This window comes from Rhizobium sp. WSM409 (assembly GCF_057653825.1).
The window spans coordinates 1411118-1431657 of the sequence record NZ_CM172794.1; the positions used below are offsets into that span (position 1 = coordinate 1411118).

At 60.7% G+C, this 20540-nt stretch carries 18 protein-coding genes; 12 read left to right on the forward strand and 6 right to left on the reverse strand.

Annotated features, from left to right (window positions below):
* Position 1 precedes the first annotated feature (1 nt).
* The 8 genes from nuoN to AC25BC_RS07145 all read left to right on the forward strand — a co-directional run bounded on the left by nuoN (position 2) and on the right by AC25BC_RS07145 (position 8625).
* The gene (nuoN, locus tag AC25BC_RS07110; protein WP_128439646.1) at positions 2–1447 is read left to right on the forward strand and encodes an NADH-quinone oxidoreductase subunit NuoN; all 1446 of its coding nucleotides are present in this window, start codon (positions 2–4) and stop codon (positions 1445–1447) included.
* On the forward strand, positions 1447–2211 hold the full coding sequence (locus AC25BC_RS07115; protein WP_128439647.1) for a biotin--[acetyl-CoA-carboxylase] ligase: 765 nt from the start codon (positions 1447–1449) through the stop codon (positions 2209–2211). Before nuoN ends, AC25BC_RS07115 begins: the two co-directional genes overlap by 1 nt.
* A gap of 17 nt (positions 2212–2228) precedes the next feature.
* On the forward strand, positions 2229–3899 hold the full coding sequence (locus AC25BC_RS07120; RefSeq protein ID WP_033180325.1) for a ribonuclease J: 1671 nt from the start codon (positions 2229–2231) through the stop codon (positions 3897–3899).
* 2 nt (positions 3900–3901) lie between these two features.
* Positions 3902–4306, forward strand: a complete 405-nt coding sequence (gene mce / locus AC25BC_RS07125) for a methylmalonyl-CoA epimerase (RefSeq protein WP_128439648.1) — start codon at positions 3902–3904, stop codon at positions 4304–4306.
* Positions 4307–4419: 113 nt separating this feature from the next.
* Positions 4420–4695, forward strand: coding sequence for a DUF1467 family protein (locus tag AC25BC_RS07130; RefSeq protein WP_033180323.1), 276 nt, complete (start codon positions 4420–4422; stop codon positions 4693–4695).
* 589 nt (positions 4696–5284) lie between these two features.
* A complete protein-coding gene (gene proS, locus AC25BC_RS07135; protein ID WP_012756974.1) occupies positions 5285–6607 on the forward strand; it encodes a proline--tRNA ligase in 1323 nt (440 codons plus the stop codon).
* Between the two features lie 15 nt (positions 6608–6622).
* The gene (locus tag AC25BC_RS07140; protein ID WP_012756975.1) at positions 6623–7927 is read left to right on the forward strand and encodes a lipoprotein-releasing ABC transporter permease subunit; all 1305 of its coding nucleotides are present in this window, start codon (positions 6623–6625) and stop codon (positions 7925–7927) included.
* A gap of 14 nt (positions 7928–7941) precedes the next feature.
* Positions 7942–8625, forward strand: a complete 684-nt coding sequence (locus AC25BC_RS07145; protein WP_012756976.1) for an ABC transporter ATP-binding protein — start codon at positions 7942–7944, stop codon at positions 8623–8625.
* Positions 8626–8898: 273 nt separating this feature from the next.
* Here AC25BC_RS07145 and AC25BC_RS07150 read toward each other — a convergent pair whose 3' ends face one another.
* A complete protein-coding gene (locus AC25BC_RS07150) occupies positions 8899–9363 on the reverse strand; it encodes a DUF5680 domain-containing protein (RefSeq protein WP_012756977.1) in 465 nt (154 codons plus the stop codon).
* 504 nt (positions 9364–9867) lie between these two features.
* Between AC25BC_RS07150 and dnaE the strand changes: the two genes are divergently transcribed.
* Positions 9868–13365, forward strand: a complete 3498-nt coding sequence (gene dnaE, locus AC25BC_RS07155; RefSeq protein ID WP_017993625.1) for a DNA polymerase III subunit alpha — start codon at positions 9868–9870, stop codon at positions 13363–13365.
* Positions 13366–13376: 11 nt separating this feature from the next.
* Here the strand turns inward: dnaE and AC25BC_RS07160 are convergent, their stop codons facing one another.
* Together AC25BC_RS07160 and AC25BC_RS07165 are read right to left on the reverse strand one after the other, a co-directional pair.
* Complete coding sequence (locus tag AC25BC_RS07160; protein ID WP_017993626.1) at positions 13377–14636, reverse strand: L,D-transpeptidase family protein; 1260 nt, start codon at positions 14634–14636, stop codon at positions 13377–13379.
* A 92-nt stretch (positions 14637–14728) separates the two neighbouring features.
* A complete protein-coding gene (locus AC25BC_RS07165; RefSeq protein WP_026157318.1) occupies positions 14729–16021 on the reverse strand; it encodes a DNA polymerase IV in 1293 nt (430 codons plus the stop codon).
* A 76-nt stretch (positions 16022–16097) separates the two neighbouring features.
* Here AC25BC_RS07165 and AC25BC_RS07170 point away from each other — a divergent pair, with 76 nt between their 5' ends.
* Positions 16098–16685, forward strand: a complete 588-nt coding sequence (locus tag AC25BC_RS07170) for a GNAT family N-acetyltransferase (protein ID WP_032996306.1) — start codon at positions 16098–16100, stop codon at positions 16683–16685.
* Here the strand turns inward: AC25BC_RS07170 and AC25BC_RS07175 are convergent.
* Both AC25BC_RS07175 and AC25BC_RS07180 read right to left on the reverse strand, forming a co-directional pair.
* Positions 16660–17334, reverse strand: a complete 675-nt coding sequence (locus AC25BC_RS07175) for a hypothetical protein (protein ID WP_012756982.1) — start codon at positions 17332–17334, stop codon at positions 16660–16662. The two genes, AC25BC_RS07170 and AC25BC_RS07175, sit on opposite strands and share 26 nt — an antisense overlap.
* Positions 17335–17336: 2 nt before the next feature.
* Complete coding sequence (locus AC25BC_RS07180) at positions 17337–17645, reverse strand: DUF3572 domain-containing protein (protein ID WP_012756983.1); 309 nt, start codon at positions 17643–17645, stop codon at positions 17337–17339.
* Positions 17646–17777: 132 nt separating this feature from the next.
* Here AC25BC_RS07180 and AC25BC_RS07185 point away from each other — a divergent pair, with 132 nt between their 5' ends.
* Positions 17778–18149, forward strand: a complete 372-nt coding sequence (locus AC25BC_RS07185) for a response regulator (RefSeq protein ID WP_003547430.1) — start codon at positions 17778–17780, stop codon at positions 18147–18149.
* 18 nt (positions 18150–18167) lie between these two features.
* Positions 18168–19541, forward strand: coding sequence for a PleD family two-component system response regulator (locus AC25BC_RS07190; RefSeq protein WP_012756984.1), 1374 nt, complete (start codon positions 18168–18170; stop codon positions 19539–19541).
* A 747-nt stretch (positions 19542–20288) separates the two neighbouring features.
* Here AC25BC_RS07190 and rpmG read toward each other — a convergent pair.
* A complete protein-coding gene (rpmG, locus tag AC25BC_RS07195) occupies positions 20289–20456 on the reverse strand; it encodes a 50S ribosomal protein L33 (protein ID WP_003547442.1) in 168 nt (55 codons plus the stop codon).
* Between the last annotated feature and the right edge of the window lie 84 nt (positions 20457–20540).

Here is a 20540-nt window from a genome sequence, read left to right on the forward strand (position 1 = left end):
CATGACCGCTGAAACAATTCTCCTCAGTCTGCATCTTTCCGTGCCGGAGCTCATCCTCGCGGTCGGCGCCCTTGTCCTGTTGATGGTCGGCGTCTTCTCAGGCGAGCGGTCGGGCCTTGTCGTCACCGGCTTGGCGATCGTCCTGCTCCTGGCCTCCGGCCTGTGGCTGCTCTTCGTGCCCGCAGAAGGCCTTGCCTATGGCGGCGTCTACATGGCCGACGGCTTCTCGCGCTTCATGAAGCTGGTGGCGCTGATCGGTTCGCTGGTCGCCATATTCATGTCGATCGGCCACGCCCGTGAAAATCAGCTCGACAAGTTCGAGTTCCCGGTTCTCCTGGTGCTCGCGACCCTTGGCATCCTGCTGATGATCTCGGCCAACGACCTGATCTCGCTCTATCTCGCGCTGGAACTGCAATCGCTGGCGCTCTATGTCGTCGCAGCGATCAACCGTGACAGCCTGAAGTCGACCGAAGCCGGTCTGAAATATTTCGTCCTCGGCGCGCTTTCCTCCGGCATGCTGCTCTATGGCATGTCGCTGGTCTACGGCTTCACCGGCCACACCCACTTCTCCGAAATCGCCCAGGCGCTGTCCGTCGAGGGCGCGCGTTCGCTCGGCCTGATCTTCGGCTTGGTCTTCATCCTCGCCGGCATCGCCTTCAAGATCTCGGCCGTTCCCTTCCATATGTGGACGCCGGATGTTTACGAAGGCGCGCCGACGCCGGTCACCGCCTTCCTTGCCGCAGCACCCAAGGTTGCTGCCATGGCGATGATGACCCGCATCGTCATCACCGCTTTCCAGCCGGTTCTGGCGGACTGGCAGCAGGTCGTCGTCTTCATCTCGATCGCCTCGATGCTGCTCGGCTCGTTTGCCGCGATCGGCCAGAAGAATATCAAGCGACTGATGGCCTATTCCTCGATCGGCCACATGGGTTATGCGCTGGTCGGCCTTGCCGCCGGCAACCAGACCGGCGTCACCGGCGTCATGCTTTACATGGTCATCTACATGGTCATGACGCTCGGCACCTTTGCGATCATCATGTCGATGCGCCGCAAGGATGGCACCGTCGTCGAAAATGTCGACGATCTCGCCGGCCTCTCCACAACGAACCCGTTCATGGCCGTGGTGCTGACGGCGCTGATGTTCTCGCTCGCCGGCATCCCGCCGCTCGCCGGCTTCTTCGCGAAGTACTTCGTCTTCGTTGCCGCCATCGAGGCCAAGCTCTATGCGCTCGCCATCATCGGCGTTCTCGCCTCGGTCGTCGGCGCTTACTATTATCTGCGTGTCATCAAGCTGATGTGGTTCGATGAGGCGACCGGCGAATTCGCCCGTGTCTCTGGAGCGCTGCGTCTGGTCTTCGGTCTCTCCGGTCTCTTCGTCACCGCCTATGTCCTCATCGGCGGCCCGATCGGCGGCGCGGCAGAGCTTGCCGCTGCGACGCTCTTTTGATGGCTTCCGACGGACGGCGCCGGATATCGCTCGGCGATTTCAGGCACGAAGCTCTGTCGGAAACATCGTCTACCAACAGCGAATGCCTCGCCCGGGCTCGGGCGGGCGATGGTGGTAATCTCTGGGTGACCGCCGAGAGACAGACGGGCGGTCGCGGCCGCCGCGGCAGGCTCTGGGTTTCCGAGCGCGGCAATCTCTACGCTTCTCTTCTCCTGATCGACCCGGCGCCGATGGAGCGGCTGGGCTCGCTGCCGCTGGCGATCGCCGTTGCCGTGCAACAGGCGATCCGCAGGGTGTTGCCACTGGGCGCCGAACCGCTCGAGGTCAAATGGCCGAACGATATCCTCATCGGCCGAAAGAAGACCTGCGGCATTCTCGTCGAAGGCGAGGGGCTGCCGGATGGCCGTTACGCGCTGATCGTCGGCATCGGCATCAATATCTCGGTAATGCCCGACAATCCGCTCTACCCCGTTACCTGTCTGCGTCAGCAGGGAAGTGCGGCTTCGCCGGAAGAACTCTTCGCGCATCTCTTCGCCGCCGCGGCGGAAGTGCTTGAAATATGGGATCAGGGCCGTGGCGTCGGCGAGATCACGACGCTCTGGCGCGCCATCGCCTGCGGCATCGGCGAAAAGATTACGGTCAATTTGCCGGACCGATCGATTTCCGGACAATTCGCCGGAATTGATGATAATGGCTTGTTGATGCTCGATACCGGCGCTGGCAGGATAATGCCCATTGCTGCCGGTGATGTGTTTTTTGGTTAGCGGAAAAAACGAAAATTATGGCGAAACAGGACGAACTGGTATTCCTGCCTCTGGGCGGTGTCGGTGAGATTGGCATGAATCTCGCTCTCTACGGCTACGGCCCGCCCGAGCATCGCCAGTGGATCATGGTCGATTGTGGCGTCACTTTTCCTGGGCCTGACCTGCCGGGCGTCGACCTCGTATTGCCCGATATCCGCTTCCTCGCCAGCGAACGAAAGAACCTCAAGGCGATCATTATCACCCATGCGCATGAAGACCACTATGGTGCGCTCGCCGACCTCTGGCCCGGCCTCAACGTGCCGGTCTATGCCTCTGGTTTTACATCAGGTCTGCTTGAAGCCAAGCGTAATTTCGAGAAGGCTAAGATCGGCGAAGTGCCGGTAACGCCGTTCAAAGCCGGCGATACAATCAATGTCGGCCCCTTCAGCATCGAAGGTGTGGCCGTCAACCATTCGATCCCCGAGCCGATGTCGTTGATGATCCGCACGCCGGTCGGCAATGTCATCCATACCGGCGACTGGAAGATCGACCACGAGCCTTCGCTCGGGCCGCTGACCGACGAGACACGTTTCCGCCAGCTCGGCGATGAGGGCGTGCTAGCGCTGATGTGCGATTCCACCAATGCGCTGCGCGACGGTGTTTCGCCCTCCGAGAAGGATGTGTCGGAAAGCCTGCGCAAGATCATCGAGAATGCCGAGGGCCGGGTGGCGATCACCACCTTCTCTTCGAATGTCGGGCGTATCCGCACCGTTGCCGAAGCTGCCGAGGCGGCGGGCCGCGAAGTGCTGCTGCTCGGCAGTTCGCTGAAGCGCGTCGTCAACGTCGCCCAGGATATCGGCCTGATGGAAGGCGTGAAGCCCTTCATCTCCGAGGACGAATACGGCTACATCCCGCGCGACAAGGTCGTCGTCATCCTGACCGGCAGCCAGGGCGAGGCGCGGGCTGCCCTTGCCAAGCTCTCGCGCGACGAGATGCGCAATGTGGCGTTTGCGGCGGGCGATATCGTCGTCTTTTCCTCGCGCGCCATTCCCGGCAACGAGAAGGCGATCCAGGACATCAAGAACGGCCTCGTCGAGCAGGGTGTGCACATCATCACGGATACCGAGGCGCTGGTCCACGTTTCCGGTCATCCGCGCCGCAACGAGTTGCAGCGGATGTATGAGTGGACGCGGCCGAAGATCGTCGTGCCGGTGCATGGCGAGGCAACACATCTGACGGCGCATAAGGAACTTGCCGAGCAATCCGGCATCGCACTGGTGCCGCGGGTGCGCAACGGCGATATCCTGCGGCTGGCGCCGGGTCCCGTCGAGGTGATCGGCGAGGCGCCGCATGGCCGGATTTATAAGGATGGCACGCTGATCGGCGATTTCGACGAGATGGGCATCGGCGAGCGCAAGAAGCTCTCCTATGTCGGCCATGTCGCGGTCAACGTCGTGCTCGACGCCCGCTATGACATCGTCGGCGAACCAGACCTCATTTCGATCGGCCTGCCGACCTACGATGACGAGGGCGAGGATATGGAGGATACGCTCTTCGACGCGGCGGTCAGCGCCATCGAGAGCATTCCGCGCGCCCGCCGCAAGGATATCGACATGCTGCAGGAGGCCGTGCGCCGCGCCATCCGCTCGGCCGCGAACAACACCTGGGGCAAGAAACCTCTTGTCACCGCCTTCGTCACCAAGGTTTGACCATGCTCGGCCGGGTCAACCATATCGCCATCGCCGTGCCCGATCTGGCCGCGGCGACGGCGGCCTATCGCGATACGCTGGGCGCTGCCGTATCGCAGCCGCAGGCTCTGCCGGAACACGGCGTCACCGTCGTCTTCGTCGAATTGCCGAACACCAAGGTCGAATTGCTGCAACCGCTCGGCGATACTTCGCCGATCGCAGCCTTCCTCGAAAAGAACCCATCCGGCGGCATGCATCACATCTGCTACGAGGTGGACGATATCCTTCTTGCCCGTGACCGGCTGGTCGCGGCGGGCGCAAGGGTGCTTGGCGATGGCCAGCCGAAGACCGGTGCACATGGCAAGCCGGTACTCTTTCTACACCCCAAGGATTTCTTCGGCACGCTGATCGAACTCGAACAGGCCTGAGCCCTGCTGCGGCAGAGTGACCCGAGGGCGGCTAAACGTTTCGTCCGCTTTGAGTTGGCCGCCATTCCGCCGTATAAGGACGCGATATCAGCGCGGCATCAACGGGAACCATAATGCTCCAGATCGTTCTTCAGGGATTTGCCGTCTACTTCATCATCTGGTGGATGACGCTTTTTGCCGTCCTGCCGATCGGCCTGCGCACCCAGGCGGACGACAATGATGTCGTGCTCGGCACCGTTCCGAGCGCGCCTACCCGGTTTCGCGCCGCTTTCGTGTTTTCGCTGACGACGCTGATTTCGGCCCTGGTCTACGGCCTCTGGTACGTCTGCGACACCTATTTCGGCTGGGGCTTTGATGCCCTGCCGCAACTCGGCCCCAGCTTCTACTGAGCCTGGCTTTTGCTCAAACTTTGAGCAGATGTAAACCTATTGAAAGCGAATTTCGTCATACCGGCGTCATACTGTTGCGGCAAAGAGCTCTCGTAACGGAATGATGGCCATACCCTTACGGAAGCCGGCTGGATTTCTGAATGGGTGGAGGCCGAAAAGCCAAAAAAAAACAAGGCTAAAAGCCTTGTTTTAAGTATCGCGTGATCTGTAACCGTTGCCGGGGCTGCGACGAGCGCGCCTAAGATCTGATCCTCCCAAGACTTGACCGCGAATTCGGCAAGAATTTAACTTCCTGCCTGTTTTGTGAGCTAAAACTAGCTCAAACATTGGGCTTTGTCATCAGCTTTTTTTGCATTTTTGCTACACTCTAGCAAAATTTTTCTGTTGACAAGATTTTGGTTCAAGTCCTTATAAACACGCGCTTTTTTATGCCCTTTCATTTTGCGGGTGCGAACATGCGCTTCCGGGAGGTTGCCGGCATCCGTTGCGGGTTTCCTTCCTGCCGCGAAGCGGCTATGAACGCTCCCGACATTAACAATGGTCTTTCGATTCCGCCTGCTGCGGGATCTCAACCGCTCCGGAATCCGCCATGCGTCTGTCCCGCTATTTCATGCCCATCCTCAAGGAAAACCCCAAGGAAGCGGAAATCGTCTCCCACCGGCTGATGCTGCGCGCCGGCATGATCCGCCAGCAGTCGCAGGGCATCTATTCCTGGCTGCCGCTCGGCAAGCGCGTGCTCGACAAGGTCAACGCCATTATCCGCGACGAGCAGAACCGCGCCGGCGCCATCGAGCTGTCGATGCCGACCCTGCAATCGGCCGAACTCTGGCAGGAAAGCGGCCGCTACGACGCCTACGGCAAGGAGATGCTGCGCATCAAGGACCGCCAGGATCGGCCGATGCTCTATGGTCCCACCAATGAAGAGATGGTGACGGATATTTTCCGCTCTTCCGTCAAATCCTATAAGGACCTGCCGCTCAATCTCTATCACATCCAGCTGAAGTTCCGCGACGAGATCCGCCCGCGCTTCGGCACCATGCGCTCGCGCGAATTCATGATGAAGGATGCCTATTCCTTCGACCTGACGCGCGAAGGGGCGGAGCATTCCTATAACAAGATGTTCGCCGCCTACCTGCGCACGTTCGACCGGCTCGGCCTGCGCGCCATTCCGATGCGCGCCGACACCGGCCCGATCGGCGGCAAGCTCAGCCATGAGTTCATCATCCTCGCTGACACCGGCGAATCCGAAGTCTTCTGCCACAAGGATTTCGTCGATTTCGATATTCCTGGTGCACACACGGATTTCGACAGTGTCGAGGGCCTGCAGGCGATCTTCGACAAATGGACCTCGCTCTATGCTGCGACCTCGGAAATGCACGACGAGGCGGCCTTCAACGCCGTTCCGGAAGGCGACCGCCTGTCGGCGCGTGGCATCGAGGTCGGCCATATCTTCTATTTCGGCACGAAATATTCCGAGCCGATGGGTGCGAAAGTGCAGGGACCTGATGGCAAGGAACACTTCGTTCACATGGGTTCCTACGGTATCGGCCCGACACGCCTTGTTCCCGCCATCATCGAAGCATCGCATGACGACAACGGAATCATCTGGCCGGCATCGGTCGCTCCCTTCGATATCGTTGTGATCAACATGAAGGCGGGCGATCAGGCCTGTGACGATACTTGCGAGCTGATCTATGCCGCGCTGACCAAGGCCGGCAAGGATGTGCTCTACGACGATACCGATGATCGGGCCGGTACGAAATTCGCGACCGCCGACCTGATCGGTGTGCCCGTCCAGATCATCGCCGGCCCGCGCGCGGTCGCCAACGGCGAAGTTGAAGTGAAGGACCGCAAGACCGGCGCCCGCGAAACGATGACCATCGAAGCGGCGATCAACCGGTTCGTGGCTTAAGGAAACGGAGGCGAAATGGCAGACGCAGCAGTGGACCGGAGTTCAAAATCCGGCTTGGGTCCGGCTGGCAAGCCATTTTCCACCTTCGAACGCCTCGTGGCGTGGCGTTATCTGCGCGCCCGTCGCAAGGAGGCCTTCATCTCGGTGATCGCCGGCTTCTCCTTCGTCGGCATCATGCTGGGCGTTGCGACACTGATCATCGTCATGGCCGTCATGAACGGCTTCCGAACCGAGCTCGTCTCGCGCATCCTCGGCATTAACGGCCACATGATCGTCCAGCCGGTCGACGGCCCCTTCACCGATTATCCTGTCCTCAGCAGCAAGCTCGCCGCGGTGCCGGGCGTCAAGATGGCGCTCCCCTTGGTGGAAGGTCAGGTGCTCGCTTCGGCCCAGGCCGGCGGCAGCACCGGCGCTCTGGTGCGCGGCGCCCGCGCCGAGGACCTGACCAAGCTTAAGACGATCTCTGACAACATCAAATCAGGCGACATGGTGGGTTATGCCTCCGGCCAGGGTGTGCTGATCGGCACCCGCATGGCCGATCAGCTCGGTCTGCGCGTCGGCGACCTCATTACGCTGACGTCACCGGATGGCGACATTACGCCGATGGGCGTCAGCCCTCGCATCAAATCCTACAAGATCTCCGGCCTCTTCGAGATCGGCATGTCGGAATATGACTCCTCGATCATCTTCATGCCGCTCGAGGAAGCGCAGCTCTATTTCAATGCCGAGGGACTGGTGCAGTCGATCGAGCTGTTCGTCGATCACCCTGACGATATCGACAATCTGCGGCCCAAGGTGGAGGAGGCGGCCGGCCGCCAGATCGCCATCACCGACTGGCGCCAGCGCAACCAGACCTTCTTCTCGGCGCTGCAGGTCGAGCGCAACGTCATGTTCATGATCCTGACGCTGATCGTGCTCGTCGCGGCGCTGAACATCATCTCCGGCCTCATCATGCTGGTGAAGGACAAGGGCAGCGATATCGCCATCCTGCGCACCATGGGTGCCAGCGCCGGCGCAATCATGCGCATCTTCTTCATGACCGGCGCGGCGATCGGCATCGTCGGCACCGTTGCCGGTGTGCTGCTCGGCGTTCTCGTCTGCGTCAACATCGAATCCGTCCGCCAGTTCTTCTCCTGGATTTCAGGCACCGTGCTCTTCAATCCGCAGGTCTATTTCCTCAGCCAGCTGCCCGCCGAGATGGATCTCAGCGAAACGATCTCGATCGTTGCCATGGCGCTGACGCTCTCCTTCATCGCGACCATCTTCCCGGCCTGGCGTGCCTCCAGGCTCGATCCGGTGCAGGCCCTGCGCTACGAATAAGGAATGCCGCCTTCATGAAACGCAACGTCGTTCTCAAGCTTACCGGCGTCGAGCGCCATTACGGGCAGGGCGATACGCTGCTCTCGATCCTGAAGGGCGCAGATTTTTCGATATCGAAAGGGGAGACTGTCGCTCTCGTCGCCCCTTCCGGCACCGGCAAGTCGACACTGCTGCATATCGCCGGCCTGCTGGAGCATCCGGACGGCGGTGAAGTCAACATCAACGGCCATGCCTGCGACGGCTTGAGCGATGAGAAACGCACCGCCATCCGCCGCAGCGAAATCGGCTTCGTCTACCAGTTCCACCACCTGCTGCCGGAATTTTCGGCACTCGAAAATATCATGATGCCGCAGCTGATCGCCGGGCTTTCCTGGAAGGAAGCCGGAGAGCGGGCCGGCCAGCTTCTCGACTACATGCGCATCGGCCATCGTGGCTCGCATCGCCCCGGCGAGCTTTCCGGCGGCGAGCAGCAGCGCGTTGCGATTGCCCGTGCCGTCGCCAATGCGCCGACCCTGCTTCTTGCCGACGAGCCGACCGGCAATCTCGACCCGGAAACGGCAAGCTACGTGTTCGAGGCGCTGGAAGCGCTGGTGCGCCAGTCGGGCCTTGCTGCCCTTATCGCTACCCATAACCACGAGCTCGCCCGCCGCATGGATCGGCGTGTGACGATCTCTGACGGCAAGATCGTCGATTTCTGAGACTGCGGTCCATGGCTGTCAGGTTGACGCCGATGATTGCCCCTCAGAACTAACCTACCGGGGTCGAGCCACTGGCCTCGCCCCGTCTTTCGGACCCCGTAAATGGGGCGAGGGGACGTGCCATGCGAGAGATTGGCGAGGAACTGAAGGGTCGCGGCATATCCTCTTCGCCCCGTTTACGGGGAGAAAGGTGGCGGCAGCCGGACGAGTGGCTGATCTCGCCGACCTCCTGGCGGGACATTATGCACTTAACAGGACAGCAGTGGGCCACGATCAGGGGATAACCAGTCCGCCGCGGTAGTCGAGCATATAGGCCTTCTGGCCATCGACCATGATGCATTCACTGCCGCTGAACCGCTCGCAGCTGCCTTCGCTGCGGTCGATATAGCGGCCGAGCGGATGGTCGAATTCCATTCCGCCAAGAAACCGCCCCTCTCGATACATCGCCGAAAGTGCTGTCTTGATCACCGTCCCGGCTGCTGCGCCGTCGATGAGATCAGGCGCAATGACGCAGCCAAAATAATTCATCGCCCAGACGGGCTCGTCGGCAAGCCACACCACTTCCTGTCCGGCGAAATCCGTGCCGCCGAAATAGCTGTCGAGATAGCGCCAGTCGCCGCGTTCGTAACCGATATCGTGGGAGCTCGGCCGGCAGGGCGCGCGCGCCGCGCCGCCGCCCACATAGGTCGTAGCCTTCGCCTCCACGATGAATTCGTTCAGCATCGCAATATCGAGCATGTCATTCTCCTCTCGGCCCGATGTTGGCAAATAATCCCTGGCATGTAAAGAACAGAAAGTGAACATAGGCCGGGAGTAGTGGAGTCGCTCTGAGGAGGGCTGCCGCCTGAGCACCATGACCGATCAGCGGCGGATCGGGAAAGGGCAAGGCTGCTGCCGATCACCTCGATCGCCGGCCCTCTAGCCGATTCGTCGCCTATTTCCTGGGATCTTCAAACACAAGAAAGGAGGAAAAGATTCCTGTTGACAATAGAACATACATGGAACAAATTGAAAACATAACGAGTAAAGGAGAGCCCGATGACTGACATGATCCGTGATATCGCAGCATTCACCTCCATCGCAATGTTCGTTGCCAGCTTCTCGCTCATCGTCATGGCGCTCTAAAGTTTTCAGGGGACCGCATGGCAATCATGCGGTCCGGACGCGGGACTTCTTCTGGACATCATCGCCCTCTATGCCGACAATGCGTCCGATTCATTCGGGTGATTGGGAAGGCATGTCATGGCGGATACGGCAAAGGGTTCAACGGGTGAGGCGATCGGCGGTACGCCGGGTTTCATCCACCTGAGGGTCCATTCCGCCTATTCGCTTCTCGAGGGCGCTCTGCCGCTGAAGAAGATCCTCTATAAGGCGACCGGCGACAGCCAGCCGGCGATTGCAATTACCGACACCAACAATCTGTTCGTCGCCCTCGAATTCTCCCAGAAGGCGATGGAGGAAGGCCTGCAGCCGATTATCGGCTGCCAGGTCTCGATCGACATGGGAGACGGGTTGGAAACGGAAAAGCGCGGCGGCCAGCAGGCCCTGGTCAAGCTGCCGGCGATCGTTCTTCTCGCTGCGACGGATGCCGGTTACGAACGGCTGGTCGATCTCGTCAGTCGGGCCTATCTCGGCGGCGAAAGCAACCAGGCCGTTCATATCAGTGCCTCCTGGCTGGAGGAGGCAGGCACGGAAGGGCTGATCGCATTGACCGGCGCGCTGACCGGGCCGGTCGACGTGGCCATCAAGGAAGGCCATCCCGCTCAGGCGGAAGCCCGGCTGCTCACGCTGAAGCGTCTCTTCGGCGACAGGCTCTATGTCGAGCTGCAGCGGCACGGCACCTATGACAAGCGGCACGAGCAGAAGATTATCGGGCTCGCCTATGCCCACGACCTGCCGCTGGTGGCGACCAACGAGGCCTTCTTTCCGACCCGCGACGATTACGACGCCCATGATGCGCTAATGGCGGTCGCGCACAACGCCATCGTCTCCGACGACAGCCGCTTTCGCCTGACGCCGGATCACTATCTGAAGAGCCGGGCCGAGATGGTCAAGCTCTTCGCCGACCTGCCGGAAGCGCTGGAAAATACGATCGAGATCGCCACGCGCTGCTCCTTCGTGCTGAAGACCAGAAAGCCGATCCTGCCACGCTTCACCGGTGCGACCGACGATGCCGAGGAGGCCGAACGCGCCGAGGCGAGCGAGCTGCGCCGCCAGGCGGTCGAAGGGCTGGACATGCGGCTTGCAACGCTCGGCATGTCGGCGGGTTACGAGGAAAAGGACTATCGCGAACGGCTGGATTTCGAGCTTAGCGTCATCGAGCGCATGCGGTTTCCCGGTTACTTCCTGATCGTTGCCGACTTCATCAAATGGGCCAAGCAGCATGACATTCCGGTCGGTCCCGGCCGTGGTTCGGGCGCCGGGTCGCTGGTCGCCTATGCCTTGACGATCACCGACGTCGATCCCTTGCGTTTTTCGCTGCTATTCGAGCGCTTCCTCAATCCGGAACGCGTCTCGATGCCGGACTTCGACATCGATTTCTGCCAGGACCGCCGCGAAGAGGTGATCCGCTACGTCCAGGCCAAGTATGGCCGCGAGCAGGTGGCGCAGATCATCACTTTCGGTTCGCTGCAGGCGCGCGCCGCCCTTCGTGACGTCGGCCGTGTGCTGGAAATGCCCTATGGCCAGGTCGACAAGATCTGCAAACTCGTACCGAACAACCCGGCTAATCCGACGCCGCTGTCCAAAGCGATCGAGGAGGAGCCGAAGCTGCAGGAGGAGGCGGCGAAGGAACCTGTTGTCGCGCGCCTGCTCGATATCGCCCAGAAGATCGAGGGGCTTTACCGCCACGCCTCGACTCACGCCGCCGGTATCGTCATCGGCGACCGGCCGCTTTCCAAGCTGGTGCCGATGTATCGCGATCCGCGCTCCGATATGCCGGTCACCCAGTTCAACATGAAATGGGTCGAGCAGGCGGGCTTGGTCAAATTCGACTTCCTCGGCCTGAAGACGCTGACGGTGCTGAAGGTCGCCGTCGATTTCGTCGCCAAGCTCGGCGTCAAGGTTGATCTCGCGGCCATTCCTCTCGACGACAAGAAGACCTACGAGATGCTGTCGCGCGGCGAGACGGTCGGCGTGTTCCAGGTGGAAAGTGCCGGCATGCGCAAGGCGCTGATCGGCATGAAGCCGGACTGCATCGAGGACATCATCGCGCTGGTGGCGCTCTATCGTCCCGGCCCGATGGAGAACATCCCGACCTACAATGCCCGCAAGCACGGCGACGAAGAGCTGGAATCGATCCATCCGATGATCGACCACCTGCTCAAGGAAACCCAGGGCGTCATCGTTTATCAGGAACAGGTGATGCAGATCGCCCAGGTACTATCAGGCTATTCGCTGGGGGAAGCCGACCTTCTGCGTCGCGCCATGGGTAAGAAGATCAAGGCTGAGATGGACCAGCAGCGCGAACGCTTCGTCGTTGGCGCCGTTAGGAATGGCGTATCGAAGCCGCAGGCCGACAATATCTTCGAACTGCTGGCGAAGTTCGCCAATTACGGCTTCAACAAGTCGCATGCCGCCGCCTATGCCATCGTCTCCTACCAGACGGCCTACATGAAGGCGCATTACCCGGTCGAATTCCTCGCCGCTTCGATGACGCTCGACATGTCCAACACCGAAAAAGTCAATGATTTCCGCCAGGATGCCAAGCGCCTCGGCATCGAGGTGATCGCACCCTCGGTGCAGAGCTCCTTCCGCCATTTCGAGACCGGCGACAACCGCATCTATTACGCGCTCGCCGCCCTCAAGGGTGTCGGCGAATCCGCCGTCGACCATATCGTCGAGGTGCGCGGCGACAAGCCCTTTGCCAGCATTGAGGATTTCTGCCTGCGCATCGATCCGCGTCAGGTCAATCGTCGCGTGCTCGAAAGCCTGATCTATGCCGGCGCCTTCGATTGTTTCGACATGGACCGCGCCCAGCTGGCAGCCGGCCTCGACCGTGTTCTCGGTTATGCCCAGCGTGCCCAGGAGAACAAGCTGAGCGGCCAGTCGGACATTTTCGGCAGCACGCTGACGTCGGGGCCTGAGAAGATCTCCCTGCCGCCGTTCTCGCCCTGGCTCCCCTCCGAGCGGCTGCTCAAGGAATTCCAGGTGCTGGGCTTCTATCTGACGGCCCACCCGCTCGATTCCTACAACAACATCCTGCAGAAGATGCGGGTGCAGACCTTTGCCGAATTTTCCGCCGCCATCAAACAGGGCGCGGCCAATGCGCGCCTTGCCGGTACCGTCATCTCGAAGCAGGAGCGCAAAACCCGCACCGGCAACAAGATGGGCATCATCGTCTTCTCCGATTCTTCGGGCCAGTTCGAAGCGGTGCTGTTTTCGGAAATGCTGAACCAGTATCGCGACGTTCTCGAGTCGGGAAAATCCTTCGTGCTGACCGCGACAGGCGAGGAGCGGCCGGAGGGCATCGGCCTGCGCATCCAGACGATCCAGTCGCTGGAGGAAAAGTCGCTGCAGATGCAGAAGGCGCTGCGCGTCTATGTCCGCGATTCCGGACCGCTGCGGATGGTTGCCGGCCATCTGAACGCCAAGGGCGACGGCCTCGTTTCCTTCATCGTCATCAAGGAGGATGGCAAACGCGAGGTGGAAGTGGCGCTGTCGGAGAAATACCGCATCACGCCGGAGATCGCCGCCGCCCTTCGTGCCGCCCCCGGCGTCGTCGACGTCGAACTGGTTTGATCAGCCCCGCGTCACCCGCGGGTGATTGTGATGAAATCCGTGCCTTCGCCGGTTTCCCGGCCGAGGCCTGTATCGGAGATCGTCAGCGTCGAGCCGGGCGCGATGAGGGCGTCGATCCTGCGGCGGGTCTCATCGGGGATGGTAATCCGGCTGAGCGAACGGGCGATCGGCTTGCCTGTAATGATCGAGCTTTCCTGATTGGTGATGCCGAGCCGCTTCATCGTTTCTCGGGAGAGATTGTTCTCGAGCGTGATGCCGAGCCAGTCGGCGGTGCCGGCCTTTTCATCGACTGCATGCAGCGTGAAGAAATGTGTGCCGAGCGCCAGTCCCGGATCGGCGATCGTCACCGGCGCTTCGAAGATCGGCTTGAAGGACTGCCGCACCATGATAACGCCGTTGGGCGGCTCTCCCTTGCCAGCCGCGGCATAGGCTTCTCTGAGGAGCGTGTCGGAAACCAGGCTCCTGTCGGCGGCAAATTCCGCCGGCCGCAGCGTCTTGAAAGCCTTGATCGCCTGCACCGTCGACGGACCGAGCAAGCCGTCCGGACTGCCGGCGGAAAAGCCGAGCTGGTTGAGCAGGGTTTGGATGTCGATCACCGTCTCGCGCAGCGTCCGGCGCGTGACGAGCATGCTGATCGGCTCGGACGGCGGCTCTGGTTCTGTCGCTGCAATCGGCTGCACTGCCGGCATCGGCATCGCAGCGGTATCGTTCATCGCCACCTGCACCGGCTTCTCGGGGCTGTCGAGCATCGAGGGCCGCAGTTCGACATCCGAAAGCAGCGGCATTGCCGTCGGCGTATCTGGACGGAAAAGGGTCGGATGCTCGATTGGCCGCGGCACCAGCTCACCGTCGCTGATGATGACGGGGACACTGAGGTCGGTCATGCCATAGAGCATTTTTGCGAAGGCGCCGGGCATACGCACGCAGCCATGCGAGGCTGGATAACGCGGCACGGAATTGGATTCATGCAGCGCAATGCCGGACCAGGTCAGCCGTTGCATGAACGGCATCGGCGCCGCCGAATAGAGATTGGATTCGTGGTATTTCTGCTTTTCCAGCACCGAGAAGATGCCGCTCGGCGTCGTGTGGCCGTCCTTGCCGGTCGAGACCTTCGAGGTCGCGACGACCTCGGTGCCATCATAGACCGCAAGCGATTGCTTGTCCTTCGAGACGAAGATCTGCAGCGTGCGCGCAGCATCCGCGGCAAGAGCGGGGTGCACGAGTGCGGTGGCCGACAGCAAGCCGAGGCCGAAGACGAGACGCGAGAACATGAGACCCAACCATACGCAATACTTGCCCGGCACATTATGGGACGAAGTTTAAGGAAGATTTTATGGGCCGCCTGGCTGGCAGGCCTCACGCGTTAGTGATCGCGCTTGCTGTTGCCGAACGTATAGCCGGTCTCGACCGTCTTCTTGCCGAACTTGTCGCGCAGCTTATCCATCGCCGCTTCGGCCGCCGCACGCCGGCCCGATTGCTGGTCGATCAGATCCGGCGGATCGGCGCGGGCGGCATCGCCGAGATCGGTGACGCCGATGCCGATCAGACGGAACTTCGTACCATCAGTCTCTTTTTCAAGAAGCTCGAGCCCGGTGCGGAAAATCTTGTCGGCAAGCTGGGTCGGGTCTTCGAGCTTGCGGTTGCGGGTGCGCGATTTGAAATCGGCGCTCTTCATCTTCAGAACCACGGTCTGGCCGGCAATGCCGTTTTTCTTCAGCCGCCAGGAGACCTTTTCGGAGAGGTTGCGCAGGATCGGCACCAGATCGTCATAACGCGAGATGTCATCGAAGAAGGTGGTCTCCGACGAAACGCTCTTGGCGGCATCGTTGAGATGCACTTCGCGGTCGTCGATGCCGCGCGACAACCGTGCGAGCCGTTGGCCGATGCTGCCGTAGCGGCGCATCAGGTCGTTTTCTTCCATCTGCTGCAACTGGCTGATGGTGCGGATGCCGTCCGCCTCCAGCGTCGCCGCAAAGGCCTTGCCGACGCCCCAGATCGTGGTGACGGGACGCGGCGCCAGGAACTCGACCGCTTCCTCGCGGCCGATGACCGAAAAGCCGCGCGGCTTCTGCAGATCGGAGGCGACCTTGGCGAGAAATTTGCAATAGGAAAGCCCGACCGAAACGGTGATGCCGACCTCCCTTTCGATACGGCGGGCGAATTTGGCCAGCGTGCGCGCCGGCGGATCGTGATGCAGCCTCTCGGTGCCGCCGAGCTCTAGGAAGGCCTCGTCGATCGATAGCGGCTGCACCAGCGGCGTCAGATCCTGCATCATGGCGCGCACCTGCCGTCCGACCCGGACATATTTCTCCATGTCGGGGCGGATGACGATCGCTTGAGGGCATGCTTCCAGCGCCTTGAACATCGGCATGGCCGACCGCACGCCATGGATACGGGCGATATAGCAGGCGGTGGAGACGACGCCGCGTTTGCCGCCGCCGATAATGACAGGCTTGTCGGCAAGCTCGGGATTGTCGCGTTTCTCGACGGCTGCGTAGAAGGCGTCGCAGTCGATATGCGCAAGCGTCAATGCGTAGAGTTCGCGATGGCGCACGAGGCGCGGGCTGCCGCAGGAAACGCAACGGCGCGCCTCGCTCTTCTGCTCGGCAAGGCAGTCGCGACAGAAGCCGGGTGTCTTGTCAGGCGTGGGCGTCATCATGGGAACAAAGATTGAACATTCTGAGATTACGCCTTAAGCTTCCGAGTCACAAGAGAGGGTGGAAGCTTTGCCTTTGGATAACGACCTTCGTTTCGAGCCGGTGACAGCAGAACGCTGGGACGATTTCGAAACCCTGTTCGGGCCGCAGGGTGCCTTCTATAACTGCTGGTGCGTCGCATTGCGTCTGCCGCATGCGGTGAGGACGAAGATGGCGGCCGACGAACGCAAGGCGCATATGCGGGAGCGGATCAAGGCGGGTCCGCCGCCTGGCATCCTCTGTTATGCCGAAGGCGCGCCGGTCGCCTGGGTGCAGGTCGGGCCGCGCCACGACGTGTCGCAGTTCAATTCGCCGCGCACCGTCTCGCGGCCGCTGGAGGAGGGCGATGCGCATGATCCATCCATCTGGGCCGTTAGTTGCTTCTTCCTGCTGCCCAAACTGCGCGGCAAGGGAATGAGCCACCGTCTGCTCGCCGGCGCGATCGACCATGCGCGGCGCCAGGGAGCGCGGCTGCTCGAAGCCTGTCCGATCGATCATGTGAAGCAGTCGAAATCCGTGACACTCTGCATCGGCTCGACGGCGATCTTCCATGCCGCCGGTTTCGAGGCGATAGCACGGCGCAAGGACGGTCGGCCGCTCATGCGGCTGGAACTGCGTGCGTGAAGGTGCCGGAAACAAAATGCGCCTTGATCAGCTCGGCCGCATGCGTCCAGTCGGTGGCGCGGGTGATGTCGTCAGCGGCGACCGGTGCGAAACGATGGACGGGCGAGTTCGGCATCAGGTGAATCAGCAGGCAATCGGCGACGTGATCCCTAACGGAATGCAGATTGCGCGCCATATCATCGATGAAGACGACGGGAAGGGAGCGGCTGGCATGCAATGCGTGAACGATCGGCCCCTTGGGTTGTTCGGTGGCAAGCAGCGGAAAGAGCAGGCCCATCCTGTCGAGCAGGCGACGGCGCTGGTTCTGGAACCGCGGCTGCATGGCTGTCAGGAAAAGCACATCGGCCTCTTCCGAAAGCCGGTCGAGCGTTTCGACGACGCGGTCGAGCGGCGTCTGCCACAGCTCTTGTGCCTCGAAGAATTCCTCGATCAGCCGGCTGACCTCTTGATCCTCGATCTCCACGCCGTCGGCTTGCGAGACGATGTTGCCGTGCAGCCGGAACGATCGCGGCAGAAACGCGTGACCCTGGCTCTGAAGGAAAAGCTGGAAGGGACCTATGAACTGCAGCACGACGTCGTCGACGTCGCAGACGATCAACGGCCGTTCGCCGAGGTGGATATGCGAGATGTCGAATTCCCCGGAGGTCACGGTCAGTATTCTCCGGAATCGAGGCCCGGTGACGAGAAATGCCGCCAGGCCGCCGTCACGGTCTCTGGGCTGATTCCGCTCGCCGCGCAGAAGGCCATGGCCGTCGGTTCGTGGTTCATCAGAAAATCCATCAAGCCGGCAAGGAATCCCGGATCGTTGACGGCGTTGCGCACCTGGCCGGGCGCCACCCCCGTCAGGGCGAGGAAACGGCCGAACATGTCGGGGTCGCCGGCAAGCCAGCCGAGCACGGCGATCGCCGTTTCGTGTGGGTCGGCAGCCTGTTGTTTCGAAGTCTTGAAGTTGCTTTGCATTTCGCTGGGTAAGTTACCTTTTCTTCAACCAAATACCGGTAGCGTGCGCTATCGGTTTCACGCAGCTTTTGTCCGCATGTGCCTTTCTCATGGGACGAACCGCTGCGCGAACGGACGTAGGGACAGCTTGTCATGCCCAAACAGGTGATGATTGTAGAAGATAACGAGCTCAACATGAAGCTCTTTCGCGACCTCATCGAGGCGTCCGGCTACACGACGATCCAGACCAGAAACGGTATGGAGGCGCTCGATCTGGCGCGCAAGCATCGCCCCGACCTCATCCTGATGGATATTCAGCTTCCCGAGGTCTCTGGCCTCGAAGTCACGAAATGGCTGAAGGAAGACGACGAGCTGCACGTGATTCCCGTCATCGCCGTTACGGCTTTCGCGATGAAGGGCGACGAGGAGCGGATCCGCCAGGGCGGCTGCGAGGCCTATGTTTCCAAGCCGATCTCGGTTCCGAAATTCATCGAGACGATCAAGACCTATCTGGGCGATGCCTGACGCATCGGAAAGACGCTGATGACTGCGCGAATACTGGTGGTTGACGATATTCCGGCCAACGTGAAGCTGCTCGAAGCGCGGCTGCTTGCGGAGTATTTCGACGTGATGACCGCCGCCGACGGCTATACGGCACTGGCGATCTGCGAGCGCAACCAGGTCGATCTCATCTTGCTCGACATCATGATGCCCGGCATAGACGGTTTCGAGGTCTGCGAGCGCCTGAAGGCCAGCCAGAAGACCGCCCATATTCCAGTCGTCATGGTCACCGCGCTCGACCAGCCGACCGACCGCGTACGCGGCCTGAAGGCTGGCGCTGACGACTTTCTCACCAAGCCGGTCAACGATCTGCAGTTGATCTCCCGGGTGAAGAGCCTGCTGCGGCTGAAGACGTTGAGCGATGAGCTGCGCATCCGCGCCGACACTGCTCATACGATGGGCATCGATGACCTCACACGGGCAGGCGAGGGCCGCGCCGACGAGACCGCTCAGGTCCTGCTCGTCGACGGTCGCGCCAATTCGCAGGAGCGCATCGTCAAGGCGCTGAAGCCCGTCGCCGACGTGCTTGCCCTCTCCGATCCGCAGGCCGCCCTCTTCGAGGCCGCCGAAAGCGCGTTCGATCTCGTCATCGTCAATGCCAACTTCGACGATTACGATCCGCTTCGCCTCTGCTCGCAGCTGCGCTCGCTGGAGCGCACCCGCTTCCTGCCGATCCTGATCATCACCGAGCAGGGCGCTGACGAAATGGTGGTGCGCGCGCTCGATCTCGGCGTCAACGACTACATCATCCGCCCGGTCGATCCCAACGAACTGGTTGCCCGCAGCCTGACGCAGATCCGCCGCAAGCGCTATAACGACCGCCTGCGCGCCAGCGTCAAGCAGACGATCGAGCTTGCCGTGACCGATCCGCTGACCGGCCTTTATAACCGGCGCTATCTCGACAATCACCTGAACGTGCTCTTCAACCGTTCGATGGCGCGGGGCCGGCCGCTTTCGGTGCTGATCACCGATATCGACCGCTTCAAGCATGTGAATGACACCTACGGTCATGACGGCGGCGACGAGGTGCTGCGCGAATTTTCAAGTCGCGTCCGTTCGACCATCCGCGGTGCCGATCTCGCCTGCCGCTACGGTGGAGAGGAATTCGTCGTCGTGATGCCCGACACCTCGCCGGAAATTGCCGCCGCCGTCGCCGAGCGCCTCCGCGCGGCGATCGAAAGTGCTCCCTTCATGCTGAAACACTCCGGGGAAGCGCTGAGCGTCACGGCTTCCTTCGGCATCGCCTCGCGTATTGCGTCGGTGCTGACCCCGGGCCAGCTGATGAAACAGGCGGATCTGGCTCTTTACGAGGCCAAGAATACCGGCCGCAACCGTGTGGTCGCCGCGGCCGCGTGACGAATCATTTGCCGCCATATGCGCCATTTGCGGGTTTTCCACCGCGGTAAGCCAATTGTTACCGATTTTTAACCTTCGCCTGTGCAAGGCGGAACGAAAAATTTGCAGTTCAATAGCCCAAAAATGGACTCGCTGCGTTGCTGCGGATGTGTTGCCGCGCGACAGTCTTGAGAGCATCAGCCCGTAGCTCAAAATGAAATGGAAAATATAAAAACTGCCTGCCGCCAACAGGGGCAAATAGATTGCGGCGACGTCACCTCACGTAGGGGAGGGGAGGCGTAAGTTATTCAGTTATATTGTCGAATTTCTTCGAAAGGTCAGGCGCTACGCTTCGAGTCCAAGCAGAGCCGACAAATCTTTGTATGTCCCAAATCTGGACTTTTAACCATAGAATCAAGCTGCAAACATTCACCATTAAGAATTTGTTGATTTTCTTTCATTTTTGCGCAAATTATCGGCTCATAAGAGAAGCGCTCCCGTTGAGGAGTTGTCGATACCCCATGATGCTCAGGTCCGCCGCATCTCCTGGGTCGTGGGGTCGGTCGGCTAGTAGGCAAGTTATAGCGGTTCCTCGTGCCGTTTTGCATGCTGGCCGACCCCCTTTCAAGAAAACGCCGCCACTTCCCGAAGATGGAAGGGCGGCGTTTTTCTGTTTGCGCTATCATCTTTTAAAGACGATCAATCCGGGCAATAAAAAACGCGCAACCCGAAGGCGCGCGCTTTTTTGAAATCCGTCAGGCCAAGTGATTACTTGATCTTGGTTTCCTTGAACTCGACATGCTTCTTCGCAACCGGGTCGTACTTCGTCTTCGTCATCTTGTCCGTCATCGTGCGGCTGTTCTTCGTGGTGACGTAGAAGAAACCGGTGTCGGCTGTCGACAGCAGCTTGATCTTGATTGTTGTAGCCTTGGCCATGGTCGTCCTGCCTTTAAGAAAATGAAAGCCGTGGAAGCCGGATGGGCTCCACGGCAAATCCTGGCGCGAAACTACGAATCCCGC

What these genes read in the sequence shown, in the direction of transcription:
- nuoN (WP_128439646.1), top strand. Translation starts at nt 2, where the DNA reads ATGACCGCTGAAACAATTCTCCTCAGTCTGCATCTTTCCGTGCCGGAG.
- AC25BC_RS07115 (WP_128439647.1), top strand. Translation starts at nt 1,447, where the DNA reads ATGGCTTCCGACGGACGGCGCCGGATATCGCTCGGCGATTTCAGGCAC.
- AC25BC_RS07120 (WP_033180325.1), top strand. Translation starts at nt 2,229, where the DNA reads ATGGCGAAACAGGACGAACTGGTATTCCTGCCTCTGGGCGGTGTCGGT.
- mce (WP_128439648.1), top strand. Translation starts at nt 3,902, where the DNA reads ATGCTCGGCCGGGTCAACCATATCGCCATCGCCGTGCCCGATCTGGCC.
- AC25BC_RS07130 (WP_033180323.1), top strand. Translation starts at nt 4,420, where the DNA reads ATGCTCCAGATCGTTCTTCAGGGATTTGCCGTCTACTTCATCATCTGG.
- proS (WP_012756974.1), top strand. Translation starts at nt 5,285, where the DNA reads ATGCGTCTGTCCCGCTATTTCATGCCCATCCTCAAGGAAAACCCCAAG.
- AC25BC_RS07140 (WP_012756975.1), top strand. Translation starts at nt 6,623, where the DNA reads ATGGCAGACGCAGCAGTGGACCGGAGTTCAAAATCCGGCTTGGGTCCG.
- AC25BC_RS07145 (WP_012756976.1), top strand. Translation starts at nt 7,942, where the DNA reads ATGAAACGCAACGTCGTTCTCAAGCTTACCGGCGTCGAGCGCCATTAC.
- AC25BC_RS07150 (WP_012756977.1), bottom strand. Translation starts at nt 9,363, where the DNA reads ATGCTCGATATTGCGATGCTGAACGAATTCATCGTGGAGGCGAAGGCT.
- dnaE (WP_017993625.1), top strand. Translation starts at nt 9,868, where the DNA reads ATGGCGGATACGGCAAAGGGTTCAACGGGTGAGGCGATCGGCGGTACG.
- AC25BC_RS07160 (WP_017993626.1), bottom strand. Translation starts at nt 14,636, where the DNA reads ATGTTCTCGCGTCTCGTCTTCGGCCTCGGCTTGCTGTCGGCCACCGCA.
- AC25BC_RS07165 (WP_026157318.1), bottom strand. Translation starts at nt 16,021, where the DNA reads ATGACGCCCACGCCTGACAAGACACCCGGCTTCTGTCGCGACTGCCTT.
- AC25BC_RS07180 (WP_012756983.1), bottom strand. Translation starts at nt 17,645, where the DNA reads ATGCAAAGCAACTTCAAGACTTCGAAACAACAGGCTGCCGACCCACAC.
- AC25BC_RS07185 (WP_003547430.1), top strand. Translation starts at nt 17,778, where the DNA reads ATGCCCAAACAGGTGATGATTGTAGAAGATAACGAGCTCAACATGAAG.
- AC25BC_RS07190 (WP_012756984.1), top strand. Translation starts at nt 18,168, where the DNA reads ATGACTGCGCGAATACTGGTGGTTGACGATATTCCGGCCAACGTGAAG.
- rpmG (WP_003547442.1), bottom strand. Translation starts at nt 20,456, where the DNA reads ATGGCCAAGGCTACAACAATCAAGATCAAGCTGCTGTCGACAGCCGAC.